This is a genomic window from Rhodoplanes sp. SY1 (genome assembly GCF_046000175.1).
In the GTDB taxonomy this organism is placed as follows: domain Bacteria; phylum Pseudomonadota; class Alphaproteobacteria; order Rhizobiales; family Xanthobacteraceae; genus Rhodoplanes.
In genome coordinates, this window is record NZ_JBEOMB010000085.1 from 1 (window position 1) to 24,507 (window position 24,507).

Annotated in this window: 19 protein-coding genes and 2 pseudogenes; 8 read left to right on the top strand and 13 right to left on the bottom strand. The window is 70.7% G+C overall.

Features of this window, described 5'->3' with window-relative positions; translation table 11 throughout:
• Together ABTU92_RS20620 and ubiA are read left to right on the top strand one after the other, a co-directional pair.
• Positions 1–257, top strand: a pseudogene (locus ABTU92_RS20620) (hypothetical protein); the annotation flags it as partial.
• Positions 254–1,177 (top strand): 4-hydroxybenzoate octaprenyltransferase, encoded by a 924-nt coding sequence (ubiA, locus tag ABTU92_RS20625; protein WP_408093507.1) that lies wholly within the window; start codon positions 254–256, stop codon positions 1,175–1,177. The pseudogene ABTU92_RS20620 and the gene ubiA, both read left to right, overlap by 4 nt.
• Before the next feature lie 72 nt (positions 1,178–1,249).
• Here the strand turns inward: ubiA and ABTU92_RS20630 are convergent, their stop codons facing one another.
• Positions 1,250–1,825 (bottom strand): DUF6101 family protein, encoded by a 576-nt coding sequence (locus ABTU92_RS20630; protein WP_408093508.1) that lies wholly within the window; start codon positions 1,823–1,825, stop codon positions 1,250–1,252.
• Positions 1,826–2,164: 339 nt separating this feature from the next.
• Here ABTU92_RS20630 and ABTU92_RS20635 point away from each other — a divergent pair, with 339 nt between their 5' ends.
• The 4 genes from ABTU92_RS20635 (at position 2,165) to lpxK (ending at position 6,723) form a co-directional block, all read left to right on the top strand.
• Positions 2,165–3,517, top strand: coding sequence for a TldD/PmbA family protein (locus ABTU92_RS20635; protein ID WP_408093509.1), 1,353 nt, complete (start codon positions 2,165–2,167; stop codon positions 3,515–3,517).
• Positions 3,510–4,337 carry a 3'(2'),5'-bisphosphate nucleotidase CysQ gene (locus ABTU92_RS20640; protein WP_408093528.1) on the top strand — a complete coding sequence of 276 codons (828 nt, stop codon included), beginning with the start codon at positions 3,510–3,512 and terminating at the stop codon, positions 4,335–4,337. Before ABTU92_RS20635 ends, ABTU92_RS20640 begins: the two co-directional genes overlap by 8 nt.
• A gap of 68 nt (positions 4,338–4,405) precedes the next feature.
• The gene (locus ABTU92_RS20645) at positions 4,406–5,710 is read left to right on the top strand and encodes a 3-deoxy-D-manno-octulosonic acid transferase (RefSeq protein WP_408093510.1); all 1,305 of its coding nucleotides are present in this window, start codon (positions 4,406–4,408) and stop codon (positions 5,708–5,710) included.
• Positions 5,711–5,718: 8 nt separating this feature from the next.
• On the top strand, positions 5,719–6,723 hold the full coding sequence (gene lpxK / locus ABTU92_RS20650) for a tetraacyldisaccharide 4'-kinase (RefSeq protein ID WP_408093529.1): 1,005 nt from the start codon (positions 5,719–5,721) through the stop codon (positions 6,721–6,723).
• Positions 6,724–6,738: 15 nt separating this feature from the next.
• Here lpxK and ABTU92_RS20655 read toward each other — a convergent pair whose 3' ends face one another.
• From ABTU92_RS20655 to ABTU92_RS20665, 3 genes are all read right to left on the bottom strand, one after another.
• The gene (locus tag ABTU92_RS20655; protein ID WP_111360717.1) at positions 6,739–6,993 is read right to left on the bottom strand and encodes a DUF2093 domain-containing protein; all 255 of its coding nucleotides are present in this window, start codon (positions 6,991–6,993) and stop codon (positions 6,739–6,741) included.
• Between the two features lie 87 nt (positions 6,994–7,080).
• Entirely contained in the window at positions 7,081–8,706 is a 1,626-nt protein-coding gene (gene xseA, locus ABTU92_RS20660) for an exodeoxyribonuclease VII large subunit (protein WP_408093511.1), read from the bottom strand.
• 82 nt (positions 8,707–8,788) lie between these two features.
• Positions 8,789–9,928 carry a carbohydrate kinase family protein gene (locus ABTU92_RS20665; protein ID WP_408093512.1) on the bottom strand — a complete coding sequence of 380 codons (1,140 nt, stop codon included), beginning with the start codon at positions 9,926–9,928 and terminating at the stop codon, positions 8,789–8,791.
• 344 nt (positions 9,929–10,272) lie between these two features.
• On the opposite strand from ABTU92_RS20665, the gene ABTU92_RS20670 reads away from it, so the two are divergent.
• A complete protein-coding gene (locus ABTU92_RS20670) occupies positions 10,273–11,175 on the top strand; it encodes an EamA family transporter (protein ID WP_408093513.1) in 903 nt (300 codons plus the stop codon).
• A 153-nt stretch (positions 11,176–11,328) separates the two neighbouring features.
• Here the strand turns inward: ABTU92_RS20670 and ABTU92_RS20675 are convergent, their stop codons facing one another.
• The 4 genes and pseudogenes from ABTU92_RS20675 to ABTU92_RS20690 all read right to left on the bottom strand — a co-directional run bounded on the left by ABTU92_RS20675 (position 11,329) and on the right by ABTU92_RS20690 (position 14,138).
• Positions 11,329–11,925, bottom strand: a complete 597-nt coding sequence (locus ABTU92_RS20675; RefSeq protein WP_408093514.1) for a DUF1178 family protein — start codon at positions 11,923–11,925, stop codon at positions 11,329–11,331.
• Positions 11,922–12,812, bottom strand: a complete 891-nt coding sequence (locus ABTU92_RS20680; protein WP_408093515.1) for a carbon-nitrogen hydrolase family protein — start codon at positions 12,810–12,812, stop codon at positions 11,922–11,924. The genes ABTU92_RS20675 and ABTU92_RS20680 overlap by 4 nt, the downstream gene beginning before the upstream one ends.
• A gap of 14 nt (positions 12,813–12,826) precedes the next feature.
• Positions 12,827–13,084, bottom strand: a complete 258-nt coding sequence (grxC, locus tag ABTU92_RS20685) for a glutaredoxin 3 (RefSeq protein WP_408093516.1) — start codon at positions 13,082–13,084, stop codon at positions 12,827–12,829.
• A gap of 289 nt (positions 13,085–13,373) precedes the next feature.
• Positions 13,374–14,138, bottom strand: a pseudogene (locus ABTU92_RS20690) (ComF family protein).
• A gap of 329 nt (positions 14,139–14,467) precedes the next feature.
• Here ABTU92_RS20690 and ABTU92_RS20695 point away from each other — a divergent pair.
• On the top strand, positions 14,468–15,397 hold the full coding sequence (locus tag ABTU92_RS20695; protein ID WP_408093517.1) for a methyltransferase domain-containing protein: 930 nt from the start codon (positions 14,468–14,470) through the stop codon (positions 15,395–15,397).
• A 139-nt stretch (positions 15,398–15,536) separates the two neighbouring features.
• On the opposite strand, the gene ABTU92_RS20700 is transcribed toward ABTU92_RS20695, so the two are convergent.
• From ABTU92_RS20700 to ABTU92_RS20720, 5 genes are all read right to left on the bottom strand, one after another.
• Complete coding sequence (locus tag ABTU92_RS20700) at positions 15,537–15,947, bottom strand: (deoxy)nucleoside triphosphate pyrophosphohydrolase (RefSeq protein ID WP_408093530.1); 411 nt, start codon at positions 15,945–15,947, stop codon at positions 15,537–15,539.
• Between the two features lie 259 nt (positions 15,948–16,206).
• A complete protein-coding gene (gene argJ, locus ABTU92_RS20705) occupies positions 16,207–17,445 on the bottom strand; it encodes a bifunctional glutamate N-acetyltransferase/amino-acid acetyltransferase ArgJ (protein WP_408093531.1) in 1,239 nt (412 codons plus the stop codon).
• Between the two features lie 341 nt (positions 17,446–17,786).
• Positions 17,787–20,909, bottom strand: coding sequence for a pyruvate, phosphate dikinase (ppdK, locus tag ABTU92_RS20710; RefSeq protein WP_408093518.1), 3,123 nt, complete (start codon positions 20,907–20,909; stop codon positions 17,787–17,789).
• Positions 20,910–21,096: 187 nt separating this feature from the next.
• Positions 21,097–23,502 carry a glycine--tRNA ligase subunit beta gene (gene glyS / locus ABTU92_RS20715; protein WP_408093519.1) on the bottom strand — a complete coding sequence of 802 codons (2,406 nt, stop codon included), beginning with the start codon at positions 23,500–23,502 and terminating at the stop codon, positions 21,097–21,099.
• 57 nt (positions 23,503–23,559) lie between these two features.
• Positions 23,560–24,483: a glycine--tRNA ligase subunit alpha gene (locus ABTU92_RS20720; protein ID WP_408093532.1), complete on the bottom strand. Its 924-nt coding sequence runs from the start codon at positions 24,481–24,483 to the stop codon at positions 23,560–23,562.
• Between the last annotated feature and the right edge of the window lie 24 nt (positions 24,484–24,507).

Genomic DNA, 24,507 nt, shown 5'->3' on the forward strand with positions numbered 1-24,507 from the left:
TCGCCGCCGCCAAGGCGCCGACCTGCGGCATCCCACCCAACATCGTCCAGCAGCTCAAGACCGGCAGCGTCAACATCGGCAAGACCGCCAAGCAGGCCTGCGCGGCCGGCCCGATGGGGGGCGCGGGCCCGGCGGCCGGCCCGCCGAGCCTGAGCGAGGCGCTCGGCACCGCGCGGGTTCCCGGCAACAGCGCCGCCGGCGGCAGCAAGCCGACCGGCACGTTCAACACCCTCACCGGAAGCTCGATCGCGCGATGAGCACGCTGCAGGGGCGGATCGCGGATTCGGTCGGCAACTGGGTCGACCGGAACGCCCCGTCCGCCGTCAAGCCCTATCTCCGTCTCTCCCGCTTCGACCGCCCGATCGGCGCCTGGCTCCTGCTGATCCCGTGCTGGTGGTCGGCGGCGCTCGCCGCCGTCGCGGCCGGCTGGTCGCTGCCGAACCTCTGGCACCTGATCCTGTTCTTCGTCGGCGCCTTCGTGATGCGCGGCGCCGGCTGCACCTGGAACGACATCGCCGATCACGACATCGACAAGAAGGTGGAACGCACCCGGCTGCGGCCGATCGCGTCGGGCGCCGTGACGCTGTCGCAGGCGCTCGCCTATGCGATCCTGCAGTCGCTGGTCGGCTTCCTGGTGCTGATCCAGCTCAACGGCTTCGCCATCGCGACCGGCATCGCCTCGCTCGGCATCGTCGCGCTCTACCCGTTCATGAAGCGCGTCACCTACTGGCCCCAGATCGTCCTCGGCCTCGCCTTCTCGTGGGGCGCCCTGATGGGCTGGGCCGCCGCCTTCGGGCAGCTCGATCTCGCCCCGATCCTGCTCTATCTCGGCGCGATCGCCTGGGTGATCGGCTACGACACCATCTACGCCCACCAGGACCGCGCCGACGACCTGTTCGCCGGCATCAAGTCGACGGCACTGCTGTTCGGCGCCGACACCAGGCGGATGCTGATGCTGTTCTACGGCACCGCCGTGGTGCTGATCGGGCTCGCCGGATACGCTGCGGGCGGCGGCTACTGGTTCGTCGTGGGGCTGGGCGCCTTCGCGATCCATCTCGGCTGGCAGATCACGACGCTCGACATCGACGACACCGATCGCTGCCTGATGCAGTTCCGCTCCAACCGCGACGCCGGCCTGCTGCTGTTCGCCGGCATGGTGCTCGACGCGCTGCTGTGAGGTTCGCGCGCGGAGCGACTCTTCCCTCTCCCCGCACAGCGGGGAGAGGTTAAATGGCGGCATCGGAAAAAATCAGCTCCGCGCGATGATCTCTTTCTCGTCCTTGTGGATGCGGGGCGCGACCGGCAGGCGGCCGGGCTTGCGGCGCATCAGGATCGAGGCGCGGCGGCGCTTGAGCGGCGAGGCACGGCGGCGGCGCGGCTGCGTCTTCGCCAGCCGCACGCCGCCCAGGCGGGCGAACGGCTCGCGCAGCGTGCCGTCGGTCTCGGCGACCAGGAGCGGCAGGCCGAGCCGATTGGCCCAGAGCTGCCATTCGGCGACCGCGTCGGTGCCATCGTCGGCGACGAACAGCGGCACCGTGAGGGCGGGATCGTCGTGCTCGAGCACCACGGCGACGGAGCCGTCGCTGGTCTCGTCGGGCGGCGCGACGCGCAACGCGACGCCGAGAAAGCTCGCCACCGGCACGGACACCTTCATCGGAATTCCGGCGACCGCACGGCGCAGGACCAGCGTGTCGTGGTCGAGCTCGACGATCCGCTCCTTGGAGTCGGACGCCTGGTCGGCGGTCCGGAACCGGACCGGAAGAGCGAAGGGGTCGAGCCGGACATGCCGGCTCGACCCGGAGGGAGCGACCCCACCGGCACTCATTCGACGCCTCGCTTGTTACAGCATCCCTGTTCGGACTCTGTCGGCCCGATCTTTCCTGGGAGACTAGCGCCGATGGTTTGGTCTTGTCTTAAAACCCTCGGTTAATCAGGGGTTTCCGCAATGCTTCGAACCACATGATCAACGGAGCGTTGCCCCGTAGCGTTGCTTTTTCGGAAACGTCTAAAAGTCTTTCGCGGGCGCCCGCCAAAGCGCGGCGCCGGCCCGCCGCCGGGGCGCGACGAATTTCGGCTTGATCGCGACCGCCGCGCGCCCCATGTCGTGGAGCGAGATTTCACCGCGCCGCCGTTCCCTCCCCGCACCGAAAGCGCAAGCAGCCGCATGTCCTCCCTGTTCGATCAGTCCGCGCTCGTCACGCTCGCCGAGCGTCTCGTCGCCGCGGCCCGCCGTGCCGGCGCCGACGCGGCCGACGCGATCGCCACCCGCGGCGTCTCGCTCTCGGTCGAGGTGCGCGACGGCAGCGTCGAGGAATCGACCCGCTCGGAGGGCGACGATCTCGGCCTGCGCGTGCTGGTCGGGCGCCGCCAGGCCGTGGTGTCGACCAACGATCTCGCCGGCGACGGCTTCGACGCGCTCGCCGAGCGGGCCGTCGCGATGGCGCGCGTCGCCCCCGAGGATCCTTACGCCGGGCTCGCCGATCCGGCCCTGCTCGCGCGCGACGTCCCGGATCTCGATCTGATCGACCGCGACATGCCGGACGTCACCGTCTTGGAGGCGCGCGCCAAGGCGGCCGAGGGCGCCGGCCTCGCCATCGCCGGCGTGTCGAAGTCGGGCGGCGCCTCGGCCTCGGCCGGCATCGGCGGGATGGTGCTGGTCACCTCGACGGGCTTCACCGGCATCTATGCCGGCTCGCGTCATTCGGTGTCGATGACGGCGATCGCCGGCGAGGGCACCAAGATGGAGCGTGATTACGACTGGTCCTCCACCGTGCACGCGGGCGACCTCGACGATCCCGAGAAGATCGGCCGCACCGCCGGCGAGCGCGCCGTGAAGCGCCTCGATCCGCGCAAGGTGTCGACCCGCAAGGTGCCGGTCGTCTACGCGCCGCGCGTCGCCGGCTCGCTGGTCTCGCATCTGGTCTCCGCCGTGAACGGCGCTTCGATCGCGCGCAAGACGAGCCTGTTGCGCGACAAGCTCGGCCAGCGCGTGTTCGCGCCCGGCATTCGGATCGTCGACGACCCGCTGCGCAAGCGCGGCCTGCGCTCGCATCCCTTCGACGCCGAGGGCGTCCCGGCGCGGCCGCTCGCGATCGTCGACGACGGCGTGATCACGACCTGGCTCCTCGACTGCGCCACGGCGCGCGAGCTCGGCATGACGACCACGGGCCACGCCCAGCGCGGCGTCTCCTCGACGCCGAGCCCGAGCGCCTCCAACGTCCATCTGGAGCCGGGCCGCGAGACGCCCGAGGCGCTGATCGCCGACATCGCCGACGGGTTCTACATCACCGACCTGATCGGCATGGGCGTCAACATGGTGACGGGCGACTACAGCCGCGGCGCCTCCGGCTTCTGGATCGAGAACGGCGTCGTGACCTATCCGGTCAGCGAGGTGACGATCGCCGGCAACTTGATCGACATGTTCGGCGCGATGCGGCCGGCGAACGATCTCGCCTTCCGCTACGGCGTCAACGCGCCCACCATCCGGGTCGAGGGCCTCACCGTTGCGGGTGTCTGACACGGCGGACCACGCCACGCTGGTCGCGCCGATCGAGACGATCGTGCGCGAGGCAGGCGCCCTGGCGCTGGCCGCGATCCGCGACCCGATCAAGAGCTGGTACAAGGGCAAGGGCGAGGACCAGCCGGTCTCCGAGGTCGATCTCGCGGTCGACCGCCTGCTTAAGGAGCGGCTCGGCCCGCTGCTGCCGGACGCCGGCTGGCTGTCGGAGGAGACCGAGGACGATCCCGCCCGGCTCGGCTGCGAGCGGCTGTGGGTGGTCGATCCGATCGACGGCACCCGCGGCTTCATCGCCGGCAAGCCGGACTGGACCATCTCGGTCGCGCTGGTCGAGCACGACCGCCCTGTGCTCGCCGCCCTCCTCGCGCCAGTCACCGACGAGATGTTCCTGGCCGTCGCCGGACGCGGCGCCACCCGCAACGGCGTGCCGATCCGGGTGGCGCCCGCGACCGGCGCGGTAGACGCAGAGATGTTCGCGGGCGCCGTCGTCGCCGGGCCGCCGCGCCTTCTCGAGCGCTTCGCCGCGGCGACCTCCGGCGTGGTCCCGGTGCCCAAGGTCCACTCGCTCGCACTGCGAATCGCCCGCGTCGCGCACGGGCGAATCCACGTCGCCTTCGCGTCCAAGGACAGCCACGACTGGGACCTTGCGGCTGCCGATCTTTTGGTGCACGAAGCCGCGGGGACGCTCACCACGGTCGCCGGAGAGACCATCCGGTACAACCGTCCGGTGCCGCGACACGAGGCGCTCGTCGCCGCCGATCCGGCGCGGCAGCGAGCGGCGCGCGACATCGTCGCGCAGCTCGCGCGCACGTCCCGCTGAGCCGCCGCGCGGTCGCGCGACTCCGGGGCGCGCGGCTTCGGCGATACACCGACGAGGAGACGGCGGTCTTGGTCGAACGATTGCCGTTCACCTTCACGGCGTACCGGCTGGCCACCCGCGCCGCCACACCCTTCGCGAGATACCTGCTCGGCCGTCGCCTGAAACGCGGCAAGGAGCATCCGGAGCGGCTGTCCGAGCGGCGCGGCGAGGCCGGCCAGCCGCGGCCGCGCGGTCCGCTCGTCTGGGTGCACGGGGCGAGCGTCGGCGAGCTGATCGCGGCGCTGCCGCTGATCGAGCGCCTCGCCGCGCAGGGCATCGCCGTGCTCGTCACCTCCGGCACCGTGACGTCGGCCGAGGTGGCGGCGCGCCGGCTGCCGCGCGGCGCCGTCCATCAGTTCGTGCCGCTCGACGCGCCCGCTTATGTGGCGCGCTTTCTCGACCACTGGCGTCCCGATCTCGGCCTGTTCGTCGAGTCGGATCTGTGGCCGAACCTGATCGTCGGCTGCGGCGACCGGAACATCCCGCTGATCCTGATCAACGGCCGGCTGTCGGAGCGCTCCTTCGCCAAGTGGCAGCGCGCGCCGGCGACCATCGAGGCGCTGCTGTCGCGCTTCGACCTATGCCTCGTGCGCTCGGCCGAGGACGCGCAGCGCTTCGGCGCGCTCGGGGCGCCGCGCCTCGGCGTCACCGGCAACCTCAAGCTCGACGGCCCGGCCCTGCCGGTCGATCCGGCGCGCTTCACGGAGCTGGAGCGGGCGCTCGCCGGCCGGCCGCTGGTGGTCGCCGCCTCGACCCATGCGGGCGAGGAGGTGGCGCTGATCGAGGCGCATCGCCGGCTGCGGCTGGAGTTCCCGCGCCTCCTCACCGTGATCGCGCCCCGCCATCCGGAGCGCGGGGCCGAGATCGCCGCGCTCGCCCGCGCCGGCGGCCTGGAGGCGGCCCGCCGGTCGCAGGGCGTGCTGCCCAACGCGGCGACCGAGATCTACGTCGCCGACACGCTCGGCGAGCTCGGCCTGCTCTACCGGCTCGGCCGGGTGGTGTTCATGGGCGGGTCGCTGATCCCGCATGGCGGCCAGAACCCGATCGAGCCGATCAAGCTCGGCGCCGGCGTGCTGCACGGCCCGCACGTGAAGAATTTTTCCGACCTCTACCAGGCGCTCGACAGCGCCGACGGCGCCGTCGCGGTCGCCGACGGTGCCGATCTGGCCCGCCGGCTCGCCGGCCTGCTCGGCGATCCCGGCGCGCAGGCCCGACTCGCCGCCGCCGGCGAGCACACGGTCCGGACCTTGGCCGGGGCGGTCGAGCGCACCATGGCGGCGCTGGAGCCCTATCTGGTGCAGATTCGCTTTCGGGGCCGGCCCGAGGAGGCGTGAGCCGAACGATGCGTGAGCCGGACTTCTGGTGGCGCGCGCCCGGCCTCGCCGCGAGGCTGGCGTCGCCGCTCGGCACGGTCTACGGCCGGATCGCCGCGGCGCGGCTGCGCCGGCCCGGCCACACCCTGCCCGTGCCGGTCGTCTGCGTCGGCAATCTCACGCTGGGCGGCGCCGGCAAGACGCCGACCGCCATCGCGATCGCCCGCCTCCTGCAGGGCGCCGGGCTGAGGCCCGTCTTCCTCACCCGCGGCTACAAGGGCCGGCTCGCCGGTCCGCTCACCGTGGCGCCCGGCGCCGCGGCCGCCGATGTCGGCGACGAGCCGCTGCTGCTCGCCCGCACGGCGCCGACGATCCTGGCCCGCAACCGCGTCGCCGGAGCGCAGGCGGCGCTCGCCGCCGGCGCCCGCGTGATCGTGATGGACGACGGGCTGCAGAACCCCTCGCTCGCGAAACCGCTGGCCCTCGTCGTGCTCGACGGACGGCGCGGCATCGGCAATGGCCTGGTGTTTCCAGCCGGCCCGTTGCGGCTCGGCCTCGAGGCGCAGCTCGACATCGCCCATGCGCTCCTGGTGATCGGCCCGCCGAGCGACCTCGCGCTGCCCGTGATCGACGCGGCGCGCCGGCGCGGCCTGCCGGTCTTTTCGGGACGCGTGCTGCCCGACACCGCCGCGGTCGCGGCGCTGCGGGGGAAACGCCTCCTCGCCTATGCGGGGATCGCCGATCCGGAGAAGTTCTTCGCGACGCTGGCGAATGCCGGGCTCGCGCCGGTGCGCACCGCGCATTTCCCCGACCACCACGCCTTCACCGAGACGGAGGCGGCCCGGCTGATCACCGACGCGGCAGCCGACGGGCTGACGCTGGTGACGACCGAGAAGGATTTCTTGCGGCTGCAGGGCGACCCGGCGCTCGCGGCGCTGGCGGCGGCGAGCGCCACCCTGCCGGTCGGCCTCGTGATCGACGACACGGCCGGCCTGCGCGCCGTCCTGGCGGCGCGGACGGGCCTGCGGATCTGATCGCGGATCCGGGACTCAGGGCTGCGGCTTGGCGCGGTCCGGATAGAGCCGCTGGGCGACAGCCTCGGGGCCCGCATAGGCCTCCTGGTGCTCGACGCTCCAGTATTTCAGCTCCTCGAGCGGGATCGGCACGCCCGTGACGGCACAGCGGACGAAGGCACCGGCCCGCAGTACGCGGAAATCGGCGTCGAGATAGCGGACCTCCGCCTCGCCCGTCTGCGGCGAGCGGAAGTCGAACCGGTTGAGCACGTAAGACCTCCCGAACGGCATGGGGCCGGGCGTCCCGGCGACGCATGCGACCAATGTAGTCGCTCCCGCGCCGCGACGGAACCCCGGGTTCCCCCGACCCGGCCCGGCTCAGAACAGCGAGCCCTGCCCCTCGGCCGGCGTTTTTCGGCGCGCCGGCTTGTTGGCGGGCTTCGACCGTTCTCCGGCGAGGTCCGGGGTCGCGGCCGGCGGCACGGAGGCCGGCGCCGCCGCGCCGCCGTCGGCCCGCGCGGCGATGCGGCCGTCGGAGAATTCGAGCGACAGGCGCTGGCCCGGGATCACGGCGGCGGCGGAGCGCAGCGGCCGGTCGTCGGCGCCGCGTACCAAGGCGAAGCCGCGGGCCAGCACGCCCGTATAGGACAACGCCCGCAACAGCTGCGCGGCGCGGCCGAGGTGGGCGCGCCGTTCGGCGAGCAGCCCCCTGGAGGCCCGCTCGGCGCGTTTCGCCAGGACGCCGACCCGCTCGCGGTCACGCGCCAGCGCGTGCCGCTGCGCCGCCAGCGAGGCTCGCAGCGCCGCCCCGAGCCGGCCCGAGATCGCGGAGAAACGGTCGCGACGGCGCTCGCCCTGGACCTTCAGGCAGCGGGCGGTGCGATCCGACAGGCCCCGTACGCGCTCGCGCTCGCGGGCGATGCGGGTCCGCAGCACCAGCGGCGCGAGCCGCACCGCGAGGCGCGAAAAATCGGTGCGATGGCGGCTGGTGCCCTCGCGCAGCGCCCGCGGCAGGCGCCCGGCGGCGGCGTCCAGGCGCTGGCGCGGCGTGGCGAGCAGCGCGTCGGCGGACGGCAGGGCGCGGCCCGCCGAGCGCAGCGCGACGCGGCGGCCCTCCTGGGCGCGCAGCCAGCAGGTGGTCACCCGGCGGCCGAGCCCGTCGACCCGGGCCAGCAGCTCGGAGCGCACCGGCACGGCCATCTCGGCGGCGGCCGTGGGGGTCGGGGCGCGGCGGTCGGAGGCGAAGTCGATCAGCGTCACGTCGGTCTCGTGGCCGACCGCCGAGATCAGCGCGATGTGACTCTCCGCCGCCGCCCGCACCACGACCTGCTCGTTGAAGGCCCACAGATCCTCGATCGAGCCGCCGCCGCGGGCGACGATCAGCAGATCGGGCCGCGGGATCGGGCCGTCCTCGGGCAGCGCGTTGAAGCCCCGGATGGCGGCGGCGATCTCCTCGGCGGCACCGTCGCCCTGCACCCGGACCGGCCACACCAGCACGGGCCGCGGGAAGCGGTCCTCCAGGCGATGCAGGATGTCGCGGATGACGGCGCCGGTCGGCGACGTGACGACGCCGATGACGCGCGGCAGCGACGGCAGGAGCTGCTTGCGCGCCTCGTCGAACAGCCCCTCGGCGGCGAGCGCCTGCTTGCGCTGCTCGAGCAGCGCCATCAGGGCGCCGAGGCCGGCCGGCTCCAGCGTCTCGATGACGATCTGATAGGTCGAGCGGCCCGGATAGGTGGTGAGCCGCCCGGTGGCGATCACCTCGAGCCCCTCCTCGGGCTTGATCCGCATGCGCGCGAAGGCGTTGCGCCACACCACCGCGTCGATGCGGGCGGACTCGTCCTTCAGGGCGAAATAGGCGTGACCCGAGGAGTGGACCCCGCGAAAGCCCGAGATCTCGCCGCGCACCCGGACATGGCCGTAGGCGTCCTCGACGGTGCGCTTGAGCGCCGCCGACAGCTCGGAGACGGTCCATTCGGGCGTGTTGAGGCGGGGCTCGGTCATGGTCTTCGACTTTCACCTCTCCCGGCTCGCGGGGAGAGGGCGCGAGCGCCGTCGCGGACCGACGTGACGCGATGAATGGATCCTACTCCGCGGCGAGATCGCCGCGGTCGTCGGCGGGCGACTCGAAGTGCAGCGGCCAGCTCCGGGTGGCGAACTGTGCGCCCGGCGCGGCGATGCGGCCGTCGAGGTCGTCGCGACGCAGCAGCCCAGCCTGGGTGTCGACATGACCGACCACCGAGGCGGCGTTGAGGGTCGCCGCCTTCAGGGCCTCGACGGGCGCGACGCCGAGCGCCTCGTAGGCCGCGTAGGTCGACGTGAAGGCGTCGCCCGCGCCGGCCGTGCCGGCCACCGGGCAGTCGACCGACGGGCAGAACACGATCTGGTCCGGCGTCGCCACATAGGCGCCGCGCTTGCCGTCGGTGAGCAGCACGCGCTTCGGCCCCATGCTGATCAGGGCGCGGAAGAACTGCACGACGCTCATGTCGAAGCCGCCGCCCGACAGCGGCCGCTTGTCGATGTCGGGCCGCTCCTCGCCGGGGCCGAGCGGCAGGCGGGGGCCGCCCTCGCCGAACTGGGCGATCAGGCTCGGCACCAGGGTCGACGCCTCGGAGCGGTTGAGCGCCACGATGTCGACCATGCGCAGCGCCTCCTGGAACGGGCCGGCGCGGGCCGAGAGCTGGCGCACGCCCGGATTGGTGACCACCATGGCCCCGTGTGCCTTGGCGCGTCGCACCAGATCCGGGAACCGCTCGGCCGACTTGCCGGAGAGCGACGCGATGTAGACGACGTCCACGGCGAAGGCGAGATCGTTGAGGTCGCGCTCCTCGAGCAGCGTGTTGGCGCCGCGGAACGTGAACACGGCGGCGTTGCGGTCGTGCGAGGAGATCAGCACCGAGGCGCCGGTCGGGGCGCGCTCGTCGCGCTGCGCCCAGCGGGTCGACACGCCCTGCTTCTCCAGCGTCGACAGGATCGTCTCGGCGCGGTTGTCCTGGCCGAGCTTGACCAGGGTCGACACGTCGAAGCCGAGTCGCGCCATCGACACGGCGGCATTGACGGCGCCGCCGCCCGTGTGGGTGGAGATCTGGAGCGCCTCGGTCTTGCGGCCCTCCTCCATCAGCAGATAGGAGACGTCGGCGTTCGACATCGCCATGCGCTCGATGCGCGAGCTCTCGATGATCGCGATGGTGTCGATCATGGCTCCGCCGACCGTCAGGGCCTTCATGGCGTCCCTCCTGCAGTATCGCCCGATCGGGCGAGACGCGCCGGGGCTCGGCACGCCGCCGTCTCCGCCCCTCGGGCTTGCTCGCCAAAGGCGCGATTCGTCAAGGCGCCGCCACTCTGCCATGCGCCCGTCGGTCCCTGCCGCGAGGCAAGGAGCGAGCCGTCCTGATGCACCGTCGCGCGCGTCGGCCCCAAAAGTCCGGCGCGTGAGATATAACGACTGGGCGTTGCCCGCACCAGCCGACCCCCGGCGGCCGCGGGCGTCGTCGCGCGGCCCGCGCCGCCCTGCGTGCATGATCGTCCAGGCTCGCCGGCGCGGCGAGCCTCGTCGTCTCGGAGCTGAACGTGTCCGACGGAGCCTGGTGGTGGGCCGCTTTCGCGATCGCGGCCGCCGCCGCCCAGACCGTGCGCAACGCCGCGCAGCGCGAGCTGACCCGCACGCTCGGCACGGTCGGCGCCACCCATGTGCGTTTCCTGTTCGGGCTTCCCTTCGCGGTGGTGTTCCTCGGCCTGATCGTGGCCGCCACCGGCGCGCAGCCGCCGACGCCGCCCGCCGCGTTCTGGCCGTGGGTCGCGGCCGGTGCCGTCACCCAGATCGTCGCGACGGCGCTGATGCTCGCCGCCATGGGCGAGCGCTCCTTTCTGGTGGTGACCGCCTACACCAAAACCGAGCCCGTGCAGGTGGCGCTGTTCGGGCTGGTCGTGCTGGGCGATGCCGTGACGCTGCCGATGATCGCTGCGATCGTGATCGCCACGGTCGGCGTGGTGCTGATGTCGCTGCGGCCCGGGCAGGCCGGGCTGCAGGAGGGCGGTGTGAGGCCGATGCTGCTCGGCCTCGGCTCGGCGGCGCTGTTCGCCGTCTCGGCGATCGGCTATCGCGGCGCCATCCTGACGATCCCGGCCGGCTTCGTGACGGCGGCGAGCACGACGCTCTGCCTCGCGCTCGCGATCCAGGCCGTGCTGCTCTCGGCGTGGCTCGCGCTGCGCGACCACGCCGTGCTGATCGCGGTCGTGAGAGCGTGGCGGCCGTCGCTGCTCGCCGGCTTCATGGGCGCCTTTGCCTCGCAGCTCTGGTTCCTCGCCTTCGCGCTGACGGCGGCCGCCAATGTGCGCACCGTCGCGCTGGTCGAGGTGCTGTTCGCTCAGGCCGTGTCGCGCTTCGCCTTCGGCCAGCGCGCGACACGGCGCGAGCTGATCGGCATCGCCCTGATCGTCGCCGGCGTCGTGCTCTTATTGTGGGTGCATTGAGGGGCGCCGTGGGCAAGTGACGAACTACGTGACACGCGCCGTCATGGCCGGGCTTGTCCCGGCCATCCACGCTCTTCTCTGTTGAAAGCGCCGTAAGCAACGTGGATGGCCGGGACGAGCCCGGCCATGACGAAATCCGTAACGACCAAGAGCTCAGTTCCGCTCGTCGGGCAGGACGGGAAGCGCGTGGAACTCGATGCCCTCGTCGAGCATCGCCTTCACGTCGTCGGGCGAGGCCTCGCCGTAGATCGAGCGGTGCTCGATCTCGCCGTAGTGCATGCGCCGGGCCTCGTCGGGAAAGCGCTCTCCCACATGCTCGGCGTTCTGCACGAGATGATCGCGCAGTTCCTTGAGCTTGCGGCGCAGCGCAACCTCCTGAGGGGACATCAGCTGGGGCGGCATCAGCGCGACCGGCGCCTTGGCGTCGATCGCGGCGTCCGGCACACCGGTGCCGGCCGGCACCGGACTTGTCGCGGACCCCGCCGGGGCAGCGGCCGCCGCCGGCGCCTCCTTCGCGACCTCGCCGGCGATCTCGGCCACGGCCGCGGCGGCGACGGACGCCATGCGCTCGGGCGAGAGCTTCGCCGAGCGGCCGAGCCGCGGCGTCATCAGCGCCTTCTCGACCTCGGGGCTGCCACACACCGGGCACGAGACCAGACCGCGCGCGGCCTGATCGTCGTAGTCGGCCGCGTTGCGGAACCAGCTCTCGAACGTATGCCCGGCCCGGCAGCCGAGCGCGTAACGGATCATTTCGCCTCTTGCAGGGCGTGCAGATGCACGGCGGCGGTGCTCGGCTCGACCAGCTCGAAGCGGCGGCCGTGCTGCAGCGACGGGATGCGGCTGCGCGCCGCCGTGACGGCGGCCGGATCGACCTCCGCCATGACGAAGCCGGGCTCCGTGCTGTTCTCGGCGATGACGACGCCCCACGGGTCGACGATCAGCGAGTGCCCGAAGGTCTCGCGGCCGCTCTCGTGCACGCCGCCCTGGGCGGCGGCGAAGACGTAGCAGCCGTTCTCGATGGCGCGGGCGCGGGTGAGGATGTGCCAGTGCGCCTGGCCGGTCTGGCGCGTGAACGCCGCCGGGATGGCGATGAACGAGGAACCGGCCTCGGCGAGCGCCCGGTAGAGCGCCGGGAAGCGCAGGTCGTAGCAGATCGACAGGCCGATGCGGCCCCACGGGAGATCGGCCACCACGGCGCGGTCGCCGGGGCGGAACATGCGCGACTCGCGATGGCTCTCCCCGTTGGGAAGATCGACGTCGAACATGTGGATCTTGTCGTAGAAGGCGACGATGTCGCCGTTCGGATCGATCAGGTAGGAGCGGTTGGCGGCCGACTCCGGGCCGATGCGCACGGCGAGCGAGCCGATGTGCAGCCAGATGTGGTGCTTGCGCGCGGTGTCGCGCAGCGCCGCGAGGCCGTGATCGCTGTCCTCGGGAGCGATCAGCTCGAGCAGGCGCTCGCGATCGCTCTCCATCACGTTGGTCATCTCCGGCGTCTGCACATAATGCGCGCCGCGATCCTTCGCCTTGCCGATGAGCTTGACGGCGGAATCGATGTTGGCGGCCGGGCGCCGGCCCGACTGCATCTGAATCAGTGCGACCCGAAAGGTCGAATTCTCTCTGAGTTGAAAGGTCATGAAACAGCCCTCCGTCACGCCTTCAGCAGGGGGTCGAGCTGACCCGCCTCGTCGAGGGCGTAGAGATCGTCGCATCCACCGACATGCGTCTCGCCGATGAAGATCTGCGGCACCGTCGTCCGCCCGCCGGCGCGCTCGACCATCTCGGCGCGCCTGTCGGGCAGACCGGCGACGCCGATCTCCGTGAACGGGACCCCCTTCCGCGCCAGCAGTTGCTTCGCTGACGAGCAGTAGGGACAGAACGGGGTCGTGTAGATTTCAATGTCCGGCATCGATCGTCGCGTCTCGTCGTTCAGTTCGGTCGTGCCCAAGTCGGTCGTGCCAAGTCCGGGTCGGCCCAAGTCCAGTCGGTTCGAGGCCGGTGCGTCGCGTCGTGTCGTCTTTCGAGTCCCGTCATACGATGTCCGGCCCTGTCGACGTCCATCGCTCGCCGGTCCGCACGAGGGCAACTGATCGCCATCGAAGTTTCGCACGAGCTGATGACTTCGCACCGCACACTAAACTGCAATCCAGCACTATAGTGGAGATGGCGCCCTATCAACAGTCCGTGTCACCCAGTAGTCATACCACCGTTGCACCCGAGACACAGGCGAACACGATCACGTCAACATTGCTCGCACCCGCCCGCAACAAGGTTCTGGCGCAGCTCTCCGCCGTGGCGCCGGTCGTCATGACGTCGTCGACGACGATCAGGCGGCGGCCCCGCACATTCGCGCGCCCCGCTTCCGGCACGCGGAAGGCGGCCTGCACGTTGCCGGCCCGCTCGGCGCGCGTCAGGCCGACCTGCTGGGGCGTCGGCCGAACCCGCGTCAGCGCGCCGGTCAGCATCGGTATGCCCGACAAATCCGCCATCACGGCGGCGAGCGCGGCGGCCTGGTTGAAGCGCCGGGCCCACAGCCGTCGCCAATGCAGCGGCACCGGCACCAGCGCGTCGGCCCGGGCCGTCAGCTCGGCGCCCGCGACCGCCATCCACCGCCCCATCATCGGCGCGATCTCCATGCGGTCGCCGTACTTCTACGCATGAACCAGAGATCCGGCCACGTCGTCGTACAGCACCGCGGCGCGCGCCCCCCCGAACGCCGGCGGCTCGGCGATCGCCCGGGCCGAGAGCGCGCCCGGCGTGACGTCGTGTGGCAACGGGATGCCGAGACGCTCGCAATAGGGACGCGCTATGAACGACAACCGGGACCAGCAGGTTGCACAAATGGCGCCGTCGTCGGTCAGCGGCCGGCTGCAGGCCGGACACAACGGCGGCAGGACGGCGTCGACGGCGAACCGCAGCGCGGCGCGCAGCCCGGTCCGTGCCATGATCGCCCCGGTCGCCATATGAACCCTTGTTCATCGACTTCGCTCGGCGCGAGCCCAGACGACGCCGTCGCGCATCTGATCACGTGTCGGGCACGTCGGACCTCGTCGACGCGACCCGGCGGCATCCCTGCCGCCGCTCGTCTCGGCGAGAAACGATGCAAGCATCGCGCCAGCGCGAGGCTTGATTCGACCGCTGCGTGTCGCGTCCCGGCTCCGCTCGGGCCGCCACTCCGAGGCCGACCGACGATCCGGACCGACCACGCGGGCCGAAACCGGTCGAAGAATCACGGCGCCGACGCAGGCGAGTCGGGTGGCGACGCACACGTGGCATCATATCAGGGTGGTAGATGAGTGCTCCTCACGTTTTCGATCGTCGGCTGATCCTGCGCCGACGCCGGCGCGCGATCGGGCTCGGCGCCGCCACGTTCCTGCTCGACCGGGTCGCCGAGGACATGGCCGACCGGCTCGCCGCGACACTGCGCAGCTTTTCGCGCGGCGTCGATCTCGCGACGCCCGGTGACGCGATTCGGCGCGCGCTCGCCGGCCATCCGCGGCTCGGGACGCTGATCGGCGTCGATGCGCTCGCCGACGGCGCGACGGCGGTCGACGGGTCTGCGGCTGGCGTGGCGGTCGTCGCCGACGCCGAGATCCTGCCCTTCGCCGACGCGTCGCTCGATCTCGTCGTGTCGGGGCTGGCCCTGCAGACGGTCGACGACCTGCCCGGCACCTTCGCGCAGGTGCGCCGCGCGCTGCGGCCCGACGGGCTGTTCCTCGCCGCGCTGCTCGGCGGCGCGACATTGACCGAGCTGCGCCAGAGCTTCGCGCTCGCCGAGACCGAATGCGAGGGCGGCCTGTCGCCGCGGGTGGCGCCCTTCGCCGACATTCGCGACATCGGCGCGCTGCTGCAACGCGCCGGCTTCGCCCTGCCGGTCACCGATGTCGACGTGGTGACGGTGCGCTACGCCTCGCCCTTCGCGCTGATGCAGGACCTTCGCCGCATGGGCGCCACCAATCCGCTGGTGGAGCGGCGGCGTGTGCCGCTGCGGCGTGCGACCCTGATGCGGGCGGCCGAGATCTATGCGGAAAAATTCTCCGACCCCGACGGACGGGTGCGCGCGACCGTCGAGATCGTCTGGCTGTCGGGCTGGGCGCCGCACGAGAGCCAGCAGAAGCCATTGAAGCCCGGCAGCGCGACGCACCGGCTCGCCGACGCGTTGGGGACTAAAGAGATCTCGGCCGGCGAGAAGGCGGGGCCGGGACGCGCACGAAAGTCGTAGGGTGGGCAAAGGGGCGCCGCAGGCGCGCCGTGCCCACGTCGTCGTGATCAGCAGTCGGAATCGGCGGCGCGGGACGGCGTGGGCACGCTTCGCTTTGCCCACCCTACAGCGGCTCGGCGGACGTGATCAGTTTAGAGCGTTATCGAAGCAGCTCCTGCAGATGCGCGATCAGCGGGATGTCGGCCTCGGGCATCGGATAGTCGCGCATCGCCTGCGGTCGCACCCAGCGCAGCGCGGCGTGCTCGCGCGGCGTCACGATGCCGTCCCAGCGCCGGCACACATAGAGCGGCATCAGGAGATGAAAGTCCGTGTAGGTGTGGCTCGCGAAGGTGAGCGGCGCCAGGCACGCCGCCTTCACGGCGATGCCGAGCTCTTCCGCGAGCTCGCGGATCAGCGACGCCTCCGGCGTCTCCCCGGCCTCCACCTTGCCGCCGGGAAACTCCCACAGCCCGGCCATCGCCTTCCCCTCGGGACGCTGCGCCAGAAGAATGCGCCCGTCGGCATCGATCAGCGCACAGGCGGCGACGAGAAGAAGCTTTTTCACGACGATCTCCGCACTCCCGGAGCCGTCATGCCCGGCCTCGTGCCGGGCATCCACGTCTCGAGGCATCGTAGCAGCAAGGCGTGGATGGCCGGGACGCGCCCGGCCATGACGAGGATGCCGGAACGGTTTCCACTTACGTCGCCCCACACACCGCTCATCCCCGCGCAAGCAGGGATCCAGGGGCCGCGTGCCGTGTCGCCCCTGGGTCCCCGCCTTCGCGGGGACGAGCGGAAGTGGAGGCCGATCCACCAAACCGAAATCTGCTCTAGGACCGGTAGTCGCCGTTGATGGCGACGTACTCTTTCGTGAGATCGCAGGTGAGCACGCGGTCGCGGCCCTTGCCGATCCCGAGATCGACCTTCAGCTCGATCTCCGGCTTCTTCATCAGGGCCGAGACCTTGGCCTCGTCGTAGGCGGGATCGCGCGCGCCCTTGTGGGCGACCCGGACGCCGCCGAACCAGATCGACAGCTTGTCGCGATCGGCCTTCTCGCCGGCCTTGCCGACCGCCATCACGACGCGGCCCCAGTTGGCGTCCTCGCCGGCGATCGCGGTCTTCACCAGCGGCGAGTTGGCGATCGACATGGCGATCTTGCGCGCCGCCTTCTTGGACGCGGCGCCCTGGACGATCACCTCGACCAGCTTTCGCGCGCCCTCGCCGTCGCGCGCCACCTGCTCGGCCAGATCGGCGAGCACGCGATTGAAGCCCTTGCGGAACGGCTCGAGCCGCGGATCGCTGGCGCGCGAGATCTTGGCGACGCCGCGCTTGGCCGCCGCGCCGGTCGCGAACGCCAGCAGCGTGTCGGACGTCGAGGTGTCGCCGTCGATCGTCACGGCGTTGAACGTGTCCTCGACGCCCTTCGTGAGCAGGCTCTGCAGCACGGCGGGCGCGAGCGGCGCGTCGGTGAACACGAAGCTCAGCATGGTCGCCATGTCGGGCGCGATCATGCCGGCGCCCTTGGCGATGCCGCAGATGGTCACCGGCTTGCCGTCGATGCGCACCACCGCGGCCGCGCCCTTCGGGAACGTGTCGGTGGTCATGATGGCGCGGGCCGCCTCCTCCCAGCGGCCGGGCTGCACGGCCGCGACGAGGCCGTCCATCACGCCGGAGAATTTTTCCGCCGGCAGCGGCTCGCCGATCACACCCGTGGAGGCGAGGAAGATCTCGGCCGGCTTGCAGCCGGCGGATTTCGAGGCGATGTCGGCCGTCAGCTTGACGGCGGCGACCCCGGTCTTGCCCGTGAAGGCGTTCGCATTGCCGGAGTTGACCACGAGGGCGCGCGCCTTGCCGCCCTTCAGCTTGCCGCGGCACCAGTCGACCGGGGCGGAGGGGCACTTCGACCTGGTGAAGACGCCGGCGACCGCGGTGCCCGGCTCGAGCAGCGCGAGCAGCACGTCGGTGCGGCCCGCATAGCGGATGCCGGCCGCCGCGGTCGCGACCGCGACGCCGTCGATCGCCGGCATTTCGGGAAAGCGCTCTGGCGCGAGCGGTGAGACGGCGGCCATCGGCCTTGCCCCCTGGTCGACGGGCACGGGCCTGTCCCGCGCCTCTGAGAGTCGTCGCAGGGTCGATTAGGTGCGCCGGCCCAGCGGGTCAAGCGGCAGGGCGGTCGCGGCGGGATCCAGCCTCCGTGTCCCGGACGGGCTGCAGCGCGTAGCGATGCAGCGCGAGCCGGGACCCAGGGGCGCGGAATGCATGTGGTCGTCGATAGCCGCGAACGGGACCTTTCCCGTGCGGCCCCTGGGCCCCGGCTCTGCGGCCCGTCGGGCTTGCGCCCGACCGGCCTTGTCCGGGGCACGCGGCGTCCGGGGCACGCGCTCGTCAGGAACGAGCATGCCCCGCTTTCTCACACCGTGCCGGACGAGCCGCCGCCGAGCGCCGCCTGGGCGGCGGCGAGGCGGGCGATCGGCACGCGGAACGGCGAGCACGACACGTAGTCGAGCCCGAGCTTGGCGCAGAACATCACCGAGGCCGGATCGCCGCCGTGCTCGCCACAGATGCCGGTCTTGAGCTTCTCGCGCACCGCGCGGCCGCGCTCGGTGGCGATCTGCATCAGCTCGCCGACGCCCTCCTGGTCGACCGACACGAACGGGTCGTTCGGGAAGATGTTCTTCGCCGTGTAGGTGCCGATGAAGGTGGCGGCGTCGTCACGGCTGATGCCGAAGGTCGTCTGGGTGAGATCGTTGGTGCCGAACGAGAAGAACTCGGCCGACTCGGCGATCTCGCCGGCCCGCAGCGCGGCGCGCGGCAGCTCGATCATGGTGCCGACCTGGTACTTGAACCGGGTCCCGCTCTCCTTCATCACCGCCTGCGCCATGGCGTCGATGCGTCCCTTGACGAGATCGAGCTCGGCCTTGGAGGCGATCAGCGGCACCATCACCTCGGGCACCACCGGCTCGCCGGTCTTCTTGGCGGCGTCGACGGCCGCCTCGAAGATCGCCCGCGCCTGCATCTCGGCGATCTCCGGATAGACGACGGCCAACCGGCAGCCGCGGAAGCCGAGCATCGGGTTGAACTCGGCCAGCTCCTTGGCGCGGTCGGCGAGCTTGCGCGGATCGGCCCCCATCGCCGTCGCCACCTCGGCGATCTCCTGCTCGGTGTGCGGCAGGAACTCGTGCAGCGGCGGATCGAGCAGCCGGATGGTCACCGGCTTGCCCTTCATCACCTCGAAGATCTGGGCGAAGTCGCCGCGCTGCATCGGCAGCAGCTTGGCGAGCGCGTTGCGCCGGCTCTGCTCGTCGTCGGCGAGGATCATCTCGCGCACGGCGCGGATGCGGTCGCCCTCGAAGAACATGTGCTCGGTGCGGCACAGGCCGATGCCCTCGGCACCGAACTTGATCGCCACCTTTGCGTCGTTCGGCGTGTCGGCGTTGGTGCGCACCTTGAGCTTGCGGGCCTTGTCGGCCCACGCCATCAGGGTGGCGAAGTCGTCGGAGAGCGTCGGCTCCTGCATGGGCACGCGACCGGCGAGCACGTGTCCAGTGCTGCCGTCGATCGTGATCACGTCGCCCTTCTTGAACACCTGGCCGCTCGCCGTCATGGTGCCGGCCACGTAGTCGACCCGGATCGAGCCGGCGCCGGCGACGCAGGGCTTGCCCATGCCGCGGGCGACCACGGCGGCGTGCGACGTCATGCCGCCGCGCGTCGTCAGGATGCCCTCGGCGGCGTGCATGCCGTGGATGTCCTCGGGGCTGGTCTCGACCCGCACCAGGATGACCTTGCGGTTCTGCGACTTCAGCAGCTCCGCCTCGTCCGAGTTGAAGACGATCTCGCCGGCCGCGGCGCCCGGCGAGGCCGGCAGGCCGGTGGCGATCATCTTGCGCTCGGCCTTCGGGTCGATGGTCGGGTGCAGCAGCTGGTCGAGCGAGTTCGGCTCGATGCGCAGCACCGCCTCGTTGCGGCTGATCACGCCCTCGTTGGCGAGGTCGACGGCGATCTTCAGCGCCGCCTTGGCGGTGCGCTTGCCGTTGCGGGTCTGCAGCATCCACAGCCGGCCGCGCTCGACCGTGAACTCCATGTCCTGCATGTCGCGATAGTGCTTCTCGAGCTTGGTGTAGTACTTCACCAGCTCCTTGAACGGCTCCGGCATCGCCTTCTCGAGCGACGGCTTGTCGGAGCCCGAGGCGATGCGGGCGGCCTCGGTGATCTCCTGCGGGGTGCGGATGCCGGCGACGACGTCCTCCCCCTGCGCGTTGATCAGGAACTCGCCGTAGAGCTTGCGCTCGCCGGTCGACGGGTTGCGTGAGAAGGCGACGCCGGTCGCCGAGCTCTCGCCGAGATTGCCGAACACCATGGCCTGGACGTTGACGGCGGTGCCCCAGCTCTCCGGCACGCCGTTGAGCCGGCGATACGTGATGGCGCGCTGGTTCATCCACGACCCGAACACGGCGCCGATGGAGCCCCACAGCTGCTCGTGCGGATCCTGCGGGAACGGCTTGCCGGTCTCGCGGATCACCCGCTCCTTGTAGCGGACGATCAGCTTCTCCCAGTCCTCGGCGGTCAGGTCGGTGTCGAGCTTGTAGCCGTGCTCGTCCTTGTGCTCGTCGAGCAGCTCCTCGAAATTGTGATAGCCGACGTCGAGCACCACGTTGGAATACATGGTGATGAAGCGGCGATAGGAATCGAAGGCGAAGCGGCGGTCACCGGCCTGCTTGGCCAGCGCCTCGACCGTCTCGTCGTTGAGGCCGAGATTGAGCACCGTGTCCATCATGCCGGGCATCGAGGCCCGCGCGCCGGAGCGCACCGAGACGAGCAGCGGGTCGGTCTTGTCGCCGAAGTCCTTGCCGACGATCTTCGCGATGTGGGCGAGCGCCGCCTCGACCTGCGGCTTCAGCGTCTTCGGGTAGGTGCGGTTGTTCTGGTAGTAGTAGGTGCAGACCTCGGTCGAGATGGTGAAGCCGGGCGGCACCGGCAGGCCGAGGCCGGCCATCTCGGCGAGATTGGCGCCCTTGCCGCCGAGCAGGTTCTTCATGCCCGCGGCGCCTTCGGCCGTGCCGTTGCCGAACGTGTAGACCCACTTGCCCTTCACGGCGACCGGCGTCGGCGCCTTCACGGGCGGCTTCCCGCCGCTCGGCTTGGCGACGCGGGCCGCCGGCTTGGTGGCCGGCTTGGTGGCGCGGGCGGCGGGCTTTCCGGCCGGCTTGGCGGCGGGCTTCGTCGCCGGCGACTTGATCGCCTTGCGGGCCGGCTTGCTGGCCGCCGGCCTGGTCGCCGCCTTGGTCGAGGACTTGGTGAGCTTGGTGGCCTTGACGGCGGGCTTGGCCGACTTCGCGGCCGGCACGGCGCGACGCGCCGCCGCGACCTTGGCGGCCGGCTTCGCCGACGCGACGACCTTCGCAGCCTTGCCCGCGACGGGCTTGCCCGCCGGCTTGGCCGGCTTGGAGGCGGTCGCCCTTGCGGGTCCTGCGGCGGCTCGCCCTCCCTTGGCGGTCGCTACGGGACGGCGCGATGCTTTGCTCGTCTTGGCCATGGACTGCTCCGGTGTGCGCTTCGATGGGCGCTTCGTGCGCTTGACGCAAAAGACTCCCCGGGCGGCGGGCGCAATCTGCACGCCACGTCCGGGGGTCGGTCCCTCCGGTCCTCGACGGACCTTGTCGTCCGAACCTCAAATCGTCCGGTTTGCTGGAGCGCAGTGTCCACCGGACGCGACGATTTTTCTAGCCCTCGATGCGCGAAAAATCCGCGACCGCCAAGGTTGCCGCGCGGATGCCGTCGAGCAGGCGCAAACGGTTCGCCCGCACGGCCGCGTCGTCGGCGTTCACGGTCACGTCGTCGAAGAAGGCGTCGACCACGGGACGAAGTGTCGCGACCGCGGCCATGGCGGCGGAAAAGTCCTCGCGCGCGACCGCCGCCTCGGCCTCGGTCCGCGCCGTGTCGACGGCCCGCGCCAGCGCCCGCTCGGCGTCCTCGCGCAACAGCGCCGCGTCGACCGTCCCGGCATAGCGGGTGCCGTCGCGCTTCTCCTCGATGCGCAGGATGTTGGTCGCCCGCTTCACACCGGCCAGCAGATTCTTGCCGTCCTCGGTGTCGAGGAATTTTGCCAGAGCGTCGACGCGGCGGACCACGAGGAGGAGATCGTCCTGGCCTTCTAGGGCGAAGACCGCATCCACCAGATCGTGCCTGGCGCCCTGGTCGCGGAGTTGGACCTTCAGGCGGTCGGCGAAGAAGGCGAGGAGGTCTTGGGCCAAAGGTTCGGCAGAACTCCGCAAAGCCGCCTCTTTCCCAGCGGCATTTTCTAGAAATTCACGTTCATTGGCCGGGTGTACCGACGATTCGCGCGCGCGGGCTAGCACGTCAGGCAAGCGCGATTCCCAGAAGTACAGAAGACCATACAGTCGAGCCGCTTGCTCATCCTTAAATTCTAAATGTTTTTCTCTGAACAAATTCGCAGCATCAATCTGCGCCCGGAATACGAAATACCCGACCCCATAGAGCTTTTGGATCAAAGACACAACGTCGCTAGATATCGTATCGTACCCATACAACCCTTGAGCATCATCGATCTGACGATAGGCTTCACTGCCCACAACAGAACTCTCAAGCAAGTGATCAGCAGCCAAGTCAACGAGCCGTAACCGCAGCTCGTTCTCCAGCACGATGCGAATCACCCCCAGCGCCGCACGCCGCAGCGCATAAGGATCCTTCGAGCCGGTCGGCTTCTCGTCGATCGCCCAGAAGCCGACCAGCGTGTCGAGCTTGTCGGCGAGTGCGACCGCGATCGACACCGGGTCGGTCGGCACCCGGTCGGCCGGCCCTTGCGGCTTGTAGTGCTCCTCGCAGGCGGCCGCGACGCTCGGGTCTTCCCCTTGCGCGAGGGCGTAGTACTTGCCCATCAGGCCCTGCAGCTCGGGGAACTCTCCCACCACCTCGGTCAGCAGGTCCGCCTTGCAGAGCTTTGCGGCGCGCCGAACCTTCTCGACGTCGGCCCCGACCAGCGGGGCGAGCGCCACGGCCAGCCGCTCGATGCGGGCGATGCGCTCGGCCTGGGTGCCGAGCTTCTCGTGGAAGACGATGTTTTCGAACTTCGGCAGTCGTTCCTCGAGACGCGTCGACAAATCGGTCTCGTAGAAGAACTTGGCGTCGGAGAGCCGGGCCCGGATCACCCGCTCGTTGCCGGCGACGATCGCCGTGCCGCCGTCGGTGGCTTCCGTGTTCGAGACGAGGATGAAGCGCGGCGCCAGCTTGCCGGTCTTCGGGTCGCGGACGACGAAGCACTTCTGGTTCGCCCGGATGGTCGAGCGGATCACCTCGTCCGGGATTTTCAGGAACGTCGGGTCGAACGAGCCCATCAGCACCACGGGCCACTCCACCAGCCCCGCCACTTCCTCGAGCAGCCCTTGGTCTTCGACCAGTTCAAAACCTTGGGCGAAGGCGAGATGCTTCGCCTCGTGCAGGATGATGTCGCGGCGGCGCGCCGGATCGAGCACCACCTTGGCCTTCAGGAGCTTCTCCACGTAGTCGTCGTGGTGCTTCACCCGGAACGCCCCCGGCGCCAGGAACCGGTGCCCGCGGGTCGTGTCGCCGGCCGTGATGTGGTCGACCGTGAACGGCACGATGTCGGGATCCTCGGTCTCCGGCCCGAAGGTCGCGACGATCGAGTGCAGCGGCCGCACCCAGGTGAGTCGCCCGGAGCCCCAGCGCATCGACTTCGGCCACGGGAAGGTGCGCACGACGAGCGGCAGGATCTCGGCCAGCACCTCGATGGCCGGCCGGCCGGGCTTCTCCACCAGGGCGACATAGAAGTCGCCCTTCTTGGGGTCCTTCTGCACGGTCGCCTGCGCGATGTCGGTGAGGCCCGCGGACTTGAGGAAGCCCTCGATCGCCTTCTCGGGCGCGCCGACGCGCGGCCCCTTCTTCTCCTCGCGCAGATCGGGCTGGCGGGCCGGGATGCCCTGCACGGCGAGGGCGAGGCGCCGGGGCGTCGCGAACGCCGTCGCGCCCTCGTAGACGAGACCGGCATCGACCAGCTTGTCGGTGACGAGCTTTTTCAGATCCTCGGCCGCCCGCCCCTGCATGCGGGCCGGGATTTCCTCGGAGAAGAGTTCGAAGAGAAGGTCGGGCATGATTGAAAAAGCTCGGGTGTCGCGATGTCGGAGGGGTGACGGGCCGGCGCGCTCGCCCTAGCCCGCCCCGCCGCCGGCGGTGGCGAGCCAGGCTTCGCCGCAGGCTTTTGCCAGTTCGCGCACGCGAAGAATGTAGCTCTGCCGCTCGGTCACCGAGATCACGCCGCGGGCGTCGAGCAGGTTGAAGACGTGGCTCGCCTTGATGCACTGGTCATAGGCCGGCAGCGCCATCAGGTGGCGCGACGCCTTGGCGTCCTCGGCGTCGCGCCGCCAGCCGGCGTCGAGATACGACTTGCAGGCGCCCTCGGCCATGCGGAACTGCTCGAACAGCATGGTCGTGTCGGCGTGCTCGAAATTGTGCCGCGAGTACTCCTGCTCGGCCTGCAGGAAGACCTCGCCGTAGGAGACCCGCTCGGCCCCCTCGCGACCGTTGAAGTTGAGGTCGTAGACGTTCTCGACGCCCTGCACATACATGGCCAGCCGCTCGAGCCCGTAGGTCAGCTCGCCCGCGACCGGCGCGCATTCAAAGCCGGCGACCTGCTGGAAGTAGGTGAACTGGCTCACCTCCATGCCGTCGCACCAGCATTCCCAGCCGAGCCCCCAGGCGCCCAGCGTCGGGCTCTCCCAGTCGTCCTCGACGAAGCGCACGTCGTGCAGCGCCGTGTCGATGCCGATCGCCGCGAGACTGTCGAGATAGAGGTCCTGGAGGTTCTCGGGCGACGGCTTCAGGATCACCTGGAACTGGTAGTAATGCTGCAGCCGGTTGGGGTTCTCGCCGTAACGGCCGTCCTTGGGCCGGCGCGAGGGCTGCACATAAGCCGCGTTCCACGGCTTCGGGCCGAGCGCGCGCAGCGTGGTGGCCGGATGGAACGTGCCGGCCCCGACCTCCATGTCGTAGGGCTGCAGAATCACGCAGCCCTTGTCGGCCCAGTAGCGTTGCAGGGCGAGGATGAGGCCCTGGAACGAACGTTCGGGCCGCATGTGCGGCGGCAGGTCGGAGTGTGT